The sequence below is a fragment of the Nonomuraea sp. NEAU-A123 genome (assembly GCF_018603905.1).
In the GTDB taxonomy this organism is placed as follows: Bacteria; Actinomycetota; Actinomycetes; order Streptosporangiales; family Streptosporangiaceae; genus Nonomuraea.
The window spans coordinates 321,452-334,050 of record NZ_JAHFZZ010000013.1; the positions used below are offsets into that span (position 1 = coordinate 321,452).

General features: G+C 69.1%; 14 protein-coding genes. 9 read left to right on the forward strand and 5 right to left on the reverse strand.

From position 1 onward, the window contains the following. Window positions 1-95: 95 nt before the first annotated feature. Window positions 96-872 carry a class I SAM-dependent methyltransferase gene (locus tag KLK06_RS36500; protein ID WP_214640170.1) on the forward strand — a complete coding sequence of 259 codons (777 nt, stop codon included), beginning with the start codon at window positions 96-98 and terminating at the stop codon, window positions 870-872. Between the two features lie 11 nt (window positions 873-883). Here KLK06_RS36500 and KLK06_RS36505 read toward each other — a convergent pair whose 3' ends face one another. Then, complete coding sequence (locus KLK06_RS36505; protein WP_214640171.1) at window positions 884-1,216, reverse strand: TraR/DksA C4-type zinc finger protein; 333 nt, start codon at window positions 1,214-1,216, stop codon at window positions 884-886. 154 nt (window positions 1,217-1,370) lie between these two features. Further along, on the reverse strand, window positions 1,371-2,117 hold the full coding sequence (locus tag KLK06_RS36510) for an SOS response-associated peptidase (RefSeq protein ID WP_214640172.1): 747 nt from the start codon (window positions 2,115-2,117) through the stop codon (window positions 1,371-1,373). 93 nt (window positions 2,118-2,210) lie between these two features. Here KLK06_RS36510 and aroA point away from each other — a divergent pair, with 93 nt between their 5' ends. The 3 genes from aroA (at window position 2,211) to hisN (ending at window position 5,789) form a co-directional block, all read left to right on the forward strand. Beyond that, complete coding sequence (aroA, locus tag KLK06_RS36515; protein WP_214640173.1) at window positions 2,211-3,512, forward strand: 3-phosphoshikimate 1-carboxyvinyltransferase; 1,302 nt, start codon at window positions 2,211-2,213, stop codon at window positions 3,510-3,512. Between the two features lie 187 nt (window positions 3,513-3,699). Continuing rightward, the gene (rsgA, locus tag KLK06_RS36520) at window positions 3,700-4,740 is read left to right on the forward strand and encodes a ribosome small subunit-dependent GTPase A (protein WP_214640211.1); all 1,041 of its coding nucleotides are present in this window, start codon (window positions 3,700-3,702) and stop codon (window positions 4,738-4,740) included. A 263-nt stretch (window positions 4,741-5,003) separates the two neighbouring features. Continuing rightward, complete coding sequence (gene hisN / locus KLK06_RS36525) at window positions 5,004-5,789, forward strand: histidinol-phosphatase (RefSeq protein ID WP_214640174.1); 786 nt, start codon at window positions 5,004-5,006, stop codon at window positions 5,787-5,789. Window positions 5,790-5,815: 26 nt separating this feature from the next. On the opposite strand, the gene KLK06_RS36530 is transcribed toward hisN, so the two are convergent. Continuing rightward, the gene (locus tag KLK06_RS36530; protein WP_214640175.1) at window positions 5,816-6,601 is read right to left on the reverse strand and encodes a fructosamine kinase family protein; all 786 of its coding nucleotides are present in this window, start codon (window positions 6,599-6,601) and stop codon (window positions 5,816-5,818) included. Then, window positions 6,588-7,061: a low molecular weight protein-tyrosine-phosphatase gene (locus KLK06_RS36535; protein WP_250906548.1), complete on the reverse strand. Its 474-nt coding sequence runs from the start codon at window positions 7,059-7,061 to the stop codon at window positions 6,588-6,590. The genes KLK06_RS36530 and KLK06_RS36535 overlap by 14 nt, the downstream gene beginning before the upstream one ends. 120 nt (window positions 7,062-7,181) lie before the next feature. Between KLK06_RS36535 and pstS the strand changes: the two genes are divergently transcribed. Genes pstS through KLK06_RS36560 form a run of 5 tightly spaced genes read left to right on the forward strand, consistent with a single transcriptional unit; the run spans window position 7,182 to window position 11,665 of the window. Further along, window positions 7,182-8,294: a phosphate ABC transporter substrate-binding protein PstS gene (gene pstS / locus KLK06_RS36540; protein WP_214640176.1), complete on the forward strand. Its 1,113-nt coding sequence runs from the start codon at window positions 7,182-7,184 to the stop codon at window positions 8,292-8,294. Window positions 8,295-8,300: 6 nt separating this feature from the next. Further along, on the forward strand, window positions 8,301-9,281 hold the full coding sequence (gene pstC, locus KLK06_RS36545; protein ID WP_214640177.1) for a phosphate ABC transporter permease subunit PstC: 981 nt from the start codon (window positions 8,301-8,303) through the stop codon (window positions 9,279-9,281). Then, entirely contained in the window at window positions 9,278-10,153 is an 876-nt protein-coding gene (gene pstA, locus KLK06_RS36550) for a phosphate ABC transporter permease PstA (protein WP_214640178.1), read from the forward strand. The genes pstC and pstA overlap by 4 nt, the downstream gene beginning before the upstream one ends. A 13-nt stretch (window positions 10,154-10,166) precedes the next feature. Then, window positions 10,167-10,943, forward strand: a complete 777-nt coding sequence (gene pstB, locus KLK06_RS36555; RefSeq protein WP_214640179.1) for a phosphate ABC transporter ATP-binding protein PstB — start codon at window positions 10,167-10,169, stop codon at window positions 10,941-10,943. Further along, the gene (locus KLK06_RS36560; RefSeq protein ID WP_214640180.1) at window positions 10,943-11,665 is read left to right on the forward strand and encodes a response regulator transcription factor; all 723 of its coding nucleotides are present in this window, start codon (window positions 10,943-10,945) and stop codon (window positions 11,663-11,665) included. Before pstB ends, KLK06_RS36560 begins: the two co-directional genes overlap by 1 nt. Window positions 11,666-11,674: 9 nt before the next feature. Here KLK06_RS36560 and KLK06_RS36565 read toward each other — a convergent pair whose 3' ends face one another. Then, window positions 11,675-12,469: a serine hydrolase gene (locus KLK06_RS36565; RefSeq protein WP_214640181.1), complete on the reverse strand. Its 795-nt coding sequence runs from the start codon at window positions 12,467-12,469 to the stop codon at window positions 11,675-11,677. Window positions 12,470-12,599 lie beyond the last annotated feature (130 nt).

The following is a 12,599-nucleotide window of genomic DNA, read 5'->3' on the forward strand; positions in this document are numbered from 1 at the left end:
TCTGTTCCCGCAAGATAGAAGGTGACGAACAACCCGGTGCGGGGATAACGATACGTACCGGCTGGTAGCCATTTTCCCGGACCCAGGAGTCGCGTGTGCTGCCCATTCCGGCCGAGGAACTGAACGGCTCAGGGACGCTCGGGCCGTACTGGACCTTCTACCGCGCCGTTGTCGCCGAGCAGCTGACCCGGTGGCTCCCCGACAAACCCTCCGTCGTGCTCGACCTGTCCGGCGGCCGGGGGCGCTGGTCCGGGCAGGCCGCCAGAGCCGGGCATCGGGTGATCGAGCTGGTCGACTTCCGCCGCACCGCCTCGCTGGCCTCCTCCTTGGCCGCTCCGCTGACGGCCGACCCGCAGGCGCGGCTGCGCGACGCCGGGCGCGTGCGCCACGTACGCGCCGACGACCTGACGTTCCTGCCCGACGAGAGCGTGGACGCGGTGGTCGCCGAGGAACGCGCCATGTCGATCGAGCTCATGGCCGAATCGGCGATGGACGACGTGGCCCGGGTGCTGCGGCCCGGCGGGCGGGCGCTGGTCTGCGTCGACTCCCTGGTGCTGGGCATGGCGATCCTGGCCGAGCAGGAGCAGTGGCAGCACCTGCGGCAGACGGGCGAGGTCATGCTGGTGCCGTGGCCCGACGGCAGCATCACCCGCTGCTTCAGCAGCGGGCAGCTACGCGAGCTGCTGACCGGCGCCGGGCTGGAGGTGGAGTGGGTACGACCGCGGACCGTGCTGTCGCCCTCCACCGTCGACCACGTGCTGGGCTCCGACGCCAGGGCGCTGGCCTGGCTGGTGCGCACCGAGCTCGACGCGCACCCTGACGACGACGACACGGTCGGCATCCACCTCGTGGCCAGCGTCCGCAAGGTGTGACCCGGGTGTCGCTATCGGCGGCGTTCCCGCTTGCCCTGGCACTGCACGCACCGCGCGGCCTCCGGGCGGGCCTCCAGCCGGCCCTCCGGCACCGGCTGGGCGCAGTCGACGCACATCCCGTACGTGCCTTCGTCCAGGCGTTTGAGCGCGTCGATCACCGCCCTGCGCTGTGTGGTGGCGACGGTCAGCATGGCCTGGGCGCGGTCGGCGTCGCTCAGGTCGGACCCCGCGTCGGCCGCGGAATACTCGCGGATCCCGACGGGGTCGCCCTGCAGCACCCCGATCGATCGGTCCAGGTCCGCGAGAATCTTCTCCAGCCGCTCACGAGCGGTCGTGTCGTCCACGAATCCGCACCTCCGGGTAAGAAGGGGGGCAAGCCGCAGCGGGACTCCCCGGAAGTCCAACCCGGCGCGTAGGGGGCATGTGTGGCGGTGACTCCGGGTGAACGGATGCATCGCTTTCCTCACCAGATGCCCACTTAGCGTGACTCTTACACCTTTAGCGGAGAGCGGTTTCCTCCCCTGGTGGCAGGGGTTTGATGAGGTCCGGACCGTTGTTCCGCACATTGTTGACATCTGTGGAAACGGCCACTGCCGTCAGCCGCCCGGCGTCGGCGGGCACCAGCAGCCCCGAGGCCTGCTCGGGGTCGGTGAGCTTGGGGTCGAGCCACTCCGTCCAGCGCTCCCGCTCGATCATCATCGGCATCCGGTCATGGATGCGGCCCAGCTCGTCCTCGGCGTCGGTGGTGATGACCGTGCAGGTCACCAGCCACTTGAGTGGATCGTCGTCGTCGCGCGACTTGTCCTTCCAGAACTCGTACAGGCCCGCCATGGCCAGCACCCCATCGTCCTCCGGGTGGATGAAGTACGGCTGTTTCTTCTTCTTGTCACCCTCGACCGGCATCCACTCGAAGTAGCCGTCGGCCGGCAGCAGGCACCTGCGCTTGGCGAACGCCTGGCGGAAGGACGGCTTCTCGGCCACCGTCTCGATCCTGGCGTTGATCATCCGCGACCCGACCGACGGGTCCTTCGCCCAGGCCGGCACCAGCCCCCACTTGACGATCCGCAACTGCCGCACGGCCCGCTCGGCCTCCTTGGGCACCCGGCTGAGGACGGCGTAGACGTTCTTGGTGGGCGCGACGTTGTAGTCGGGCCCGAGCTCCTTGTCGGGGTCACCGTCGAGCTCGACCTGGAACTCCTCCAGCAGCTCGTGCTTCTTGCGCGCCGACGCGTATCTCCCGCACATGTCCCCACACTGCCATGTACGGCCTACGACCGCGTGCCCGCCCGTCCGGCGTCGGCATCCGTGAAATTCACCAGCGCCAGTAAGCTTTGACCCATGCCCGCACCGCACTGGCCCGCACCCACCGCGACCGCTCCCGTGGTCGCGTCGATCCGCCTGCCCGGCTCCAAGTCCGTGACCAACCGCGCGCTGCTCCTCGCCGCTCTGGCCGACGGTCCCGGCGTGGTGCGCCAGGCACTCCGCAGCCGCGACGCGGACCTGATGGTGGCGGCGCTGCGCGCCCTGGGCGCCACCCTGACGCCGGCGAACGAGACCACGGCCGCCGTCGACTGGCAGGTGACCCCCGGCCCGGTCCACGGCGGCGCCAGCATCGACGCGGGCCTGGCGGGCACCGTCATGCGCTTCGTGCCGCCGATGGCCGCCCTGGCCGACGGCCCGGTCTCCTTCGACGGCGACCCGCACGCCCGCAAGCGTCCCATGGGTCCCATCCTCGACGCCCTGCGCGCCCTGGGCGCCCGCGTCGACAACGACGCCCTGCCGTTCACCATCCACGGTCCCCTCGCGGGCGGCGAGGTCACGCTCGACGCGTCGGGGTCGTCGCAGTTCGTCTCGGGGCTGCTGCTCACGGCCGCGCGCTTCGAGAAGGGCATCACGATCCGCCACGTCGGCCCGCCCGTGCCGTCGCAGCCGCACATCGAGATGACGATCCAGATGCTCAGGGCGGCCGGGGTCACGGTCGACGACGGCGAGCGCGACATCTGGCGGGTCGAGCCGGGACCGATCGCGGCCATGGACATGTCCGTCGAGCCCGACCTGTCCAACGCGGCGCCGTTCCTGGGCGCGGCTCTGGTCACGGGCGGCACGGTCACCATCCCCGGCTGGCCGTACGAGACCACCCAACCGGGCGACGCCCTCCGCGACCTGCTCACCTCGATGGGCGCCACGGTCCAGCTGACCCCCGCGCCGCACGAGGCGACCGGCGACGCCGGTTCCCTGACCGTGACCGGCACCGGCCGGATCGAGGGCATCGACGCCGACCTGCGCGCGGTGGGCGAGCTGACGCCGACGATCGCCGCGCTGGCCGTGCTGGCGAGCTCACCGTCCCGGATCCGGGGCGTCGCACACCTGCGCGGTCACGAGACCGATCGCCTGGCCGCCCTGGTCACCGAGATCACCCGGCTGGGCGGCGACGCGGAGGAGACCGACGACGGCCTGATCATCCGCCCCCGCCCCCTGCACGGCGGCGTCTTCCACAGCTACGACGACCACCGCATGGCCACGGCCGGGGCGGTCATCGGGCTGGCGGTTCCGGACGTCGAGGTGGAGAACATCGCGACGACGGCCAAGACCCTCCCGGAGTTCGTCCAGATGTGGACGAACATGCTGGGCGAACAATGACCACTGTCCTGGTACAACGGGCTGAGCGTCCGGGCAGAAGCGCGGCGGTCGGCATGGTGGGGTGGATGTGTGGGCACAACCGCCCCGTAGGCCGACGCGGTGGAGCAGCGTACGGACAGGACGGCGCCACTGACCGCCACGGTGGGTGGGCCGCGCACAGCACGATCGATCGCATGGGGGTAGACCGCTGAGAAAGCGGGAGTACGACGAGGATGACGTACGGATCAGGCCGAGCAAGGGCTCACGGCCGCGGACCCGTATTCGGCCTGCGCATGAGGACGCCGTAGAGGGGTTCGTGGTCGCCGTGGACCGGGGCCGCTACACCACGCTGGTCGAGCCGGAGCGCGCCAAGGGATCGGCCCAGAAGCGCAAGCAGCCCGAGCGCACCATAGTCACCGCGATGAAGGCGCGCGAGCTCGGCCGCAAGGGCATCGTCGTCGGCGACCGGGTGGCCCTGGTGGGCGACGTCTCGGGCCGCCCCGACGCCCTGGCCAGGGTCGTACGGGTCGAGCCGCGCACGTCGATGCTGCGCCGTTCGGCCGACGACGTCGAGGACACCGACGGCATCGAACGCCCCGTGGTGGCCAACGCCGACCAACTGGTCATCGTGACCGCGCTCGCCGACCCGCCACCCCGGCCGCGCATGATCGACCGGATCCTGGTGGCCGCCTTCGACGCCGAGATCGACGCGCTCCTCTGCCTCACCAAGTCGGACCTCGGGCGACCTGACGACCTGGTGGCGATGTACGAGCCGCTCGGGGTGTCGCACGTCGTCGTGCACAAGGGCGGCTCGCTGGACGAACTTCGCGACCACCTCACCGGCCGCCTCAGCGTCATGGTCGGCCACTCGGGCGTCGGCAAGTCGACCCTGGTCAACGCCCTCGTGCCGGCCGCCAACCGCGCGGTCTCCCAGGTCAACGCCGTCACCGGCCGCGGCCGCCACACCTCGACCTCAGCCGTGGCCCTCGAGCTCCCGGAGGGCGGCTGGATCATCGACACTCCCGGCGTACGCAGCTTCGGCCTGGCCCACGTGTCGGTCGAGACGGTCCTGGCCTCCTTCCCCGACCTCATCGAAGGCACGATCACCTGCCCGAAGGGGTGTACACACCTGGACGCCGACTGCGCGCTGGACGCGTGGGTGACGGCGGGCCACGCCGAACCAGCCCGCCTGGAGTCTCTCCGCCGCCTCCTCTCCAGCCGAGAAGGCGACTCTCCCGACAGTCTTTAAGTTTTCTTTTACGGCCAGCCCGGTGGGCCCCACCCGCCGACCAGGGCTGGGCCCTGTCCAGGGGCACGCTCCTCCGGTGATACGGGGCTGAGCGCCGTGACGTGCGCCCTCTTGGCCATGTCCGTGGTCGGCCCCGCGGCCGATAAGTCGGCCTGCCCCGACTTATCAGAAAAAACAGTCATCCGGCAGTGGACGGGACTTACCAGAAATGCAGGGCTGCTTGACTGATGTTCGGGAGGTAAGTCACGGTAGCGTGGCTCTTCGTGCAGGGTTATAACGATGATCTACGTCTGGCGCACGTCATGGCGGACCACGCCGACGACCTGACCATGCGGAGGTTCAAGGCGGTCGATCTCAAGGTCGACACCAAGCCGGACCTCACGCCGGTCAGCGATGCCGACCGTGCCGTCGAGGAGGCCATTCGCGGCACCCTCCGGCGAGCCAGGCCGCGGGACGCGGTCGTGGGCGAGGAGTTCGGCAAGACGGGCTGGGGTGCCAGGTCGTGGATCATCGACCCGATCGACGGCACCAAGAACTACGTGCGCGGCGTCCCCGTGTGGGCGACACTGATCGCGCTGATGGAGTACGGCCAGGTCAAGGTGGGCCTGGTGTCCGCCCCGGCCCTGGGCAAGCGCTGGTGGGCGGCCACCGAGGGCGGCGCCTGGACCGGCAAGAGCCTGACCAAGGCGACCCGGATGCGCGTCTCGTCGGTGGCCGATCTGGAGGACGCGTCGTTCTCCTACTCCAGCTTCGGCGGCTGGGAGAAGATGGGCCGGCTCGACAACTTCCTCGACCTCGGGCGAGCCTGCTGGCGCACTCGGGCCTATGGCGATTTCTGGTCGCACATGATGGTCGCGGAGGGTTCGGTGGAGCTGTCGGCCGAGCCGGAGTTGTCGCCATGGGACATGGCCGCGCTCACCGTGATCGTCGAGGAGGCGGGCGGCAAGTGGACGGACCTCGCGGGCGTGCCCGGCCTCGAGGGTGGCAGCCTGGTCTGCACCAACGGCATCCTGCACGACGAGGTCCTCAGACGCCTGAACGGCTCGTAGAGAGGCCCCTCAGGCGCCTGTACACCTCATAGAGCCAGCACCCGGGCGACGGCGGCCAGCAGACTGTCGCGATATGTCCCCCCGAAGAGCACCACATGGACGAGCAGCGGGTGCAGTTGGTGCAGCGGCACCCGCCCCCGCCACCCGTCCGCGAGCGGCGTCTCCTCCTGATAGGCCCCCAGGATCCGATCGAGATAGGGCGCCCCGAACAACGCCAGCATCGCCAGGTCCGTCTCCCGATGCCCGCCGTGCGCGGCCGGGTCGATGAGCACCCCGCGACCATCCGACCAGAGCACGTTCCCGTTCCACAGGTCGCCGTGGATGCGCGCCGGCGGCTCCAGCGGGCCCGCCACCTCGCCGAACCGCGCCACCGCCCGCTCGATGAGAGCCACGTCCCGCGCGGGCAGCCGCGCCTGTCGTACGAAGGGAAGCACCCGGCGGGTGGCGTAGAAGGCCGGCCAGTCGTCGGCGGGCGAGTTGTCCATCGGCAGGTCGGCGATGAAACCCGGCCAGGGGGCGCCGAAGGCGGGCGCGCCGGCGCGGTGCAGTCGCGCGAGGTCGCGCCCGAACCGCTCGGCGGCCGCCGCGGTCGGCGACGAGGTGTCCACCCACGACAGTACGAGCCGATCCTGGGAGACCTCGATCACCTCCGGCACGGCGATGACCTCGCCCAGCCACCGCAGCCCTTCCGCCTCGGAAGTGAACACCGGAGAAACGGTTCCGGTCTTCGCGAACACCACACGCCCGTCGTCGAGCACGCCCCGCTGCAGCCGCCAGCCGTGGGACGCCCCGAGGTCCTCAGTCGATCTCATCGGCGATGTGCTTCGCGACGCCTTCGGAAGCGGCCTCGACCAGGCGCAGCACCTCTTCGAAGCCCTCGGGCCCGCCGTAGTAGGGATCGGGCACCTCGGCCCCGTCCCGCGCGGCGGGGTCGAACGAGCGGAACAGCCGCACCTCCACATCACCGGGCGCGATCCGCCGCAGGAACGACAGGTTGTCCCGGTCCATGGCCAGCACCAGGTCGTAGCGGTCGAACCAGTCGGAGGTGAACTGTCTGGCCCGGTGGGCAGAGCCGTCGTAACCGTGCTCGGTCAGCGTCCGCAGAGCCCGCTCGTCCATGGGATCCCCGACGTGCCAGCCGCCGGTGCCCGCGCTGTCGACGGCCACTCGTTCATCGAGTCCGTGCTCGGCCAGTGTCCGCCTGAGCACCGTCTCGGCCATCGGCGAGCGGCAGATGTTCCCCATGCACACCAGGCATACGCGATAGGTCATAGCTCCCATCATGAGGGTGACCAGGGCCGTTCACCGTCCGTTCACCCTTGATAGGGGGATTGAGTCACTTTGGCTGCATAGCTTCGTGGCGACTAAGGACCAAGTGGGAGGAACCCAACCGTGAAGTATGCAGGCCGGCTCGCCGCCGTCGCCGTCGTCGGCGCGCTCTCGCTCGCTGCGTGCGGCACAGACAACAACAGTGCCGGCGACGCCACCGCGTCCGCCGGCGCCAGCAGCGCTGCGGGTAACGACAACGGTCTGAGCGGCACGATCAACGCCGCCGGATCCTCGGCCCAGGCCAACGCGATCGACCAGTGGAAGAAGGACTTCCAGAGCAAGAACCCCGGGGCCAGCCTGAACTACCAGCCCAGCGGTTCCGGTGCTGGTGTCCAGTCGTTCATCCAGGGCACGGTCGCCTTCGCGGGTTCCGACTCGGCCCTCAAGGACGACAAGGGCGAGCCCGCCCAGGCCGACGCCCGGTGCAAGACCGGCAAGGCCATCAACATCCCGATGGTGACCGGCCCGATCGCGGTCGTCTACAACCTGCCCGGCGTGGACGGTCTGCAGCTCTCGCCCAAGACGCTCGGCGGCATCTTCAGCAGCAAGATCACCAAGTGGGACGACGCGGCCATCAAGGCCGACAACCCGCAGGCCAAGCTGCCTTCGACGCCGATCCAGGCATTCCACCGGGCTGACGAGTCGGGCACCAGCGACAACTTCACCAAGTTCCTCAAGGCAACGGCCGAGTGGCCGTACGAGCCGGCCAAGGCGTGGCCCGCCGAGGCCAAGGGCCAGGGCGCGAAGGGCTCCGACGGCATCGCCTCCTCGGTGAAGGGCGCTGAGGGCGCGATCAGCTATGTCGAGATGTCGTTCGCCGACAACTCCCAGCTCCAGAAGGCCAAGGTGGCTAACGGCGCGGGCGAGTTCGTCGAGCTGAACAGCGACAGCGCGGCCAAGACGATCGAGACCGCGGAGGTCAAGGGCACCGGCAACGACCTCAAGCTCGGCATCGACTACGCCACCAAGACCGCGGGCGCCTACCCGATCGTCCTGGTGACCTACGAGATCACGTGCGAGAAGGGTCTGCCCGCCGACCAGGTGAAGCTGGTCAAGGCCTTCCTCACCTACACCGCCAGCGACGAGGGCCAGGCCGCGCTGAAGGACCTGGGCTACGCCCCGCTCGCGGGCGAGCTGCTCACCAAGGTCCGCACCGCCGTCGAGGCGATCTCCTAACAACCGATGACGACCAAAGTCAGTACCCGTGATGGCGGACCGGCCACGAGCCGGCCCGCCTCGCGGCGCAGCCATGGTGAAGGGCCCTTTCGCTACGCCGCCACCGGCGCGGGCATCATCCTGCTGGGGATCATGGCGGCCATCGCCGTCTTTCTCATCAGCGAGGCGATCCCCGCCCTGCAGGCGAACAAGGGGCACTTCTTCTCCGAGCTGGTCTGGGACCCGAACGGCAGCCAGGTCTTCGGCATCGCCGCCCTGGCGTTCGGCACCGTGCTCAGCTCGGCCCTCGCGCTCGTCATCGCGACTCCCATCGCGGTCGGCGTGGCGCTCTTCATCTCCCACTACGCGCCCCGCCGCCTGGCCGGGCCGCTCGGCTACCTGATCGACCTGCTCGCCGCCGTCCCCAGCGTGGTGTACGGCCTGTGGGGCGTGGCCTTCCTGGTGCCGCTGCTCAAGACGCCGTCGCAGTGGCTGAACGAGAACCTGGGCTGGTTCCCGCTGTTCGCCGGCGAGGGCGCGATCGGCGGCAAGACCATGATCGCTGGTTCCATCGTCCTGGCGATCATGATCCTGCCGATCATCGCGGCCATCTCCCGCGAGGTGTTCCTCCAGGCCCCCAAGATGAACGAGGAGGCGGCGCTCGCGCTCGGCGCCACCCGCTGGGAAATGATCAGGATGGCCGTGCTGCCGTTCGGTCGCCCCGGCGTCATCAGCGCCGCGATGCTCGGCCTCGGCCGGGCGATGGGCGAGACCATCGCGGTCGCGCTGATCTTCCCCGCCACCTTCGACATCACCTTCGAGATCCTCACCCCGCACGCCAACAGCATCGCGGCGAACATCGCCAACGGCTTCGGTGAGGCCACTCCGATCGGCAGGGGCGCGTTGATCGCCTCCGGACTGGTGCTGTTCATCATCACCCTGCTCGTCAACATAGCCGCCCGCATGATCATCAACCGCCGCAAGGAGTACGCGAGGGCCGGCGCATGACCACGATCCAACACATCTCGACCAGCCGCCGCATCAAGGACCGCGTGGTCCAGGGGCTGGTCTACCTGGCGTTCGCGCTTGCCGTGGTGCCGCTCGTGTCCGTGCTCTGGCTGGTGATCAAGAACGGCGCGGCGCGGTTCGACCTGGACTTCCTCACCCACTCGATGCGCAACATCGGCGCCCGCGACGTGGGCGGCGGCGCCTACCACGCGATCATCGGCACGCTGGAACAGGTCCTGATCGCCTCGCTCATCTCCGTCCCCATCGGGTTGCTGACCGCGATCTACCTGGTCGAGTACGGCAACGGCGGCCGGTTGAGCCGGGCCATCAGCTTCTTCGTGGACGTCATGACCGGCGTCCCCTCCGTCGTCGCGGGCCTGTTCATCCTGGCGTTCTGGGTCCTGTTCCTGGGCCAGCCGTTCTCCGGGTTCGCCGGGGCGCTGTCACTGTCGATCCTGATGATGCCGACCGTGGTCAGATCGGCCGAGGAGATGCTCCGCCTGGTCCCGAACGACCTGCGCGAAGCCTCGTACGCGCTGGGCGTGGCCAAGTGGCGCACGATCATGAAGGTCGTCCTGCCGACCGCGCTGACCGGCATCATCACCGGTGTCATGCTGGCCGTGGCCAGAGTCGCCGGCGAGACCGCGCCGTTGCTGCTCACCGTGTTCTTCACCGACTCCATCAACAACGACCCGTTCAGCGGGCCGCAGATGGGGCTCCCCCTCTTCGTCTTCGACCAGGCGGGCCGGCCCAACGCCACCGCCGTGGATCGAGCCTGGACCGGAGCCCTCACGCTCATCCTGATCGTCATGCTGCTCAACCTGGTGGCGCGCCTGATCGCCCGGTGGCGCTCACCCGCCAAAGGCCGATAAGGGGTAAAGCCACATGTCCAAGCAGATCCAGGTCTCCGGCCTAGACGCCTACTACGGCGGGCACAAGGCCATCGAGGACGTCTCGATGACCATCGAGCCGCGTTCGATCACGGCGTTCATCGGCCCCTCGGGGTGCGGCAAGTCGACGTTCCTGCGCACGCTCAACCGCATGCACGAGGTCATCCCCGGCGCACGCGTCGAGGGCAAGGTCCTGCTCGACGGCGAGGACCTGTACGCCGCCAACGTCGAGCCGGTCTCCGTGCGCCGGATGATCGGCATGGTCTTCCAGCGCCCCAACCCGTTCCCCACGATGTCGATCTACGAGAACGTGGCCGCCGGGCTCCGGCTCAACGGCCGCGTGGCCAAGTCGGAGATGGACGGCGTCGTCGAGACGTCGCTGAAGGGCGCCAACCTCTGGAACGAGGTCAAGGACCGCCTCAACAAGCCCGGCGCGGGCCTGTCGGGCGGCCAGCAGCAGCGGCTCTGCATCGCCCGGGCCATCGCGGTCCAGCCCCAGGTACTGCTGATGGACGAGCCCTGTTCCGCGCTCGACCCGATCTCCACGCTGGCCATCGAGGACCTGATGGCCAAGCTCAAGGACGACTACACGATCGTGATCGTCACCCACAACATGCAGCAGGCCGCCCGGGTCAGCGACCGGACCGCCTTCTTCAACCTCACCGCGCAAGGCAAGCCCGGCAAGGTCGTCGAGATGGACGAGACCTCCCGCATGTTCACCAATCCCACCGAGAAGGCAACCGAGGACTACATCACCGGGCGCTTCGGCTGATGATCCACCAGCAGGCGGCATCAACTGTGAACGGGGACACGAGAACGAAGCCCATCCTGCTCATCGCAGACCCTGACGAAGGGGTCGTGGAGGACGTGGCCACCGCCCTCGAACGGGAGGGCGTGTCGGTCACCGGCGTCCCCGACGGAGCCCAGGGGCTGATCCAGGCCGGGGCGCTGCAGCCTGACGTGGTCCTCGTGTCGGCCACGCTGCCGGTCATCGGCGCCGTCGACTTCGTCCGCGCGGTACGGCTCTCGCGGACCGTGCCCGTCCTGCTCGGCGTTGGCGAGGGGCACGCCGAGCAAGCCGTACAGGCACTCGCCGCCGGCGCCGTGGCCTGCGTGGCCAGACCGTACCGGGTGCCGGAATTACTGCCGTTCATCCACGCGGCCTCCCCAGACGGGCACAAGGTGCTGGTCGTGGGCGGCGTCGAGCTCGACGCGCAGGCCTACCAGGTACGTGTGGAGGGGCGGATCGTGCACCTGCCGCTGCGCGAGTTCGAGCTGCTGCAGTACCTGATGAGCAACGCGAACCGTACGGTCACGCGCGAGCAGATCATGCGGCACGTGTGGCACTCGGGGTCCAGCACCTCGACGAACACGATCGCGGTGCACGTCAAACGGCTGCGGGCCCGGCTGGGCGACGACGAGGACATGCTGATCCAGACGGTACGCGGCGTGGGCTACCGACTGGTCACACCCGGCACCTCCGGCCCCGTGTGACCTGTTCGGTCAGGTACGGCACGACCGGAACGATTTCATGATCCGCTCGGTCACGCCCTCGACGGTCGCGATGCCCTGGCCGGTGTCGGCGTTGTTCTCGGTCAGTACGGCCAACGCGTAGTCGTGGCCGTGGCCACGGATGAGGCCGACGCTGACGATGGCCCAGCGCTTGGTGGATACGCGCTTCAGCCAGCCGTTCTTCAGCGCGACCCGGTCACCCTTGCACCTGGCGGCGCTCACGCCCCAGTCCTGGCCGTCGACCACCTTGCCCATCAGCTTGAGCACCTGAGCACGGTCCTTGGCCCGGAGCGGGCTCTTGGCCGACACGAGCGCCTTCATCAGGCGCACCTGGTCTTCGGCCGAAGTCCTGGTGATGCCCCAGCAGTACAGGTCGACGCAGTTGCCCGGAACGCCCTGAGTGTGCCGTAGGCCGTACTTCTTGCCCGCCTTCGTGAACCCGGCGGCCCCGCCGATGCGCAGCCAGAGCCGGTCGGCGGCGTGGTTGTCGCTGTAGCGGATCATGAGGTCGGCGTCGCGCCTGGTGGCCTTCGAGAGCTTGTGCCAGGGGGTCTTGAGGAGGAGCGCCATGAGGATCTGCACTTTGGCGGTGCTCGCGGTGATCAGGCGTTCGTTGCGGTGATAGCGGTAGAGGCGGCCGGTGGTGAGATCTTTGACCATGGCCGTGACGGGACCCGGACGACCGGCCAGGTAGCGATCGAGACGCTTGGTGATCTTCTTGGCCTCGATCGGCGGATCCGGCTTGGACTTCTTGGGCGACTTCACCGGCGCCGGGACTTCGACCATGACGGCTCTTCGAAGTTAAGCGGGGTTGAGGTGTCCGCGGCCTTTTCGGGTGGTGGCGCATCGGGTGCGTAGTCGCTGGTTTCCTGGGTTGCGGAAGCCGTAGGCGTCGCGGGCGGTGGTCTTGATGACG

What these genes read in the sequence shown, in the direction of transcription:
- pstC (WP_214640177.1), top strand. Translation starts at nt 8,301, where the DNA reads ATGACGACCAAAGTCAGTACCCGTGATGGCGGACCGGCCACGAGCCGG.
- KLK06_RS36565 (WP_214640181.1), bottom strand. Translation starts at nt 12,469, where the DNA reads ATGGTCGAAGTCCCGGCGCCGGTGAAGTCGCCCAAGAAGTCCAAGCCG.
- KLK06_RS36510 (WP_214640172.1), bottom strand. Translation starts at nt 2,117, where the DNA reads ATGTGCGGGAGATACGCGTCGGCGCGCAAGAAGCACGAGCTGCTGGAG.
- pstB (WP_214640179.1), top strand. Translation starts at nt 10,167, where the DNA reads ATGTCCAAGCAGATCCAGGTCTCCGGCCTAGACGCCTACTACGGCGGG.
- KLK06_RS36535 (WP_250906548.1), bottom strand. Translation starts at nt 7,061, where the DNA reads ATGACCTATCGCGTATGCCTGGTGTGCATGGGGAACATCTGCCGCTCG.
- KLK06_RS36560 (WP_214640180.1), top strand. Translation starts at nt 10,943, where the DNA reads ATGATCCACCAGCAGGCGGCATCAACTGTGAACGGGGACACGAGAACG.
- aroA (WP_214640173.1), top strand. Translation starts at nt 2,211, where the DNA reads ATGCCCGCACCGCACTGGCCCGCACCCACCGCGACCGCTCCCGTGGTC.
- KLK06_RS36530 (WP_214640175.1), bottom strand. Translation starts at nt 6,601, where the DNA reads ATGAGATCGACTGAGGACCTCGGGGCGTCCCACGGCTGGCGGCTGCAG.
- pstA (WP_214640178.1), top strand. Translation starts at nt 9,278, where the DNA reads ATGACCACGATCCAACACATCTCGACCAGCCGCCGCATCAAGGACCGC.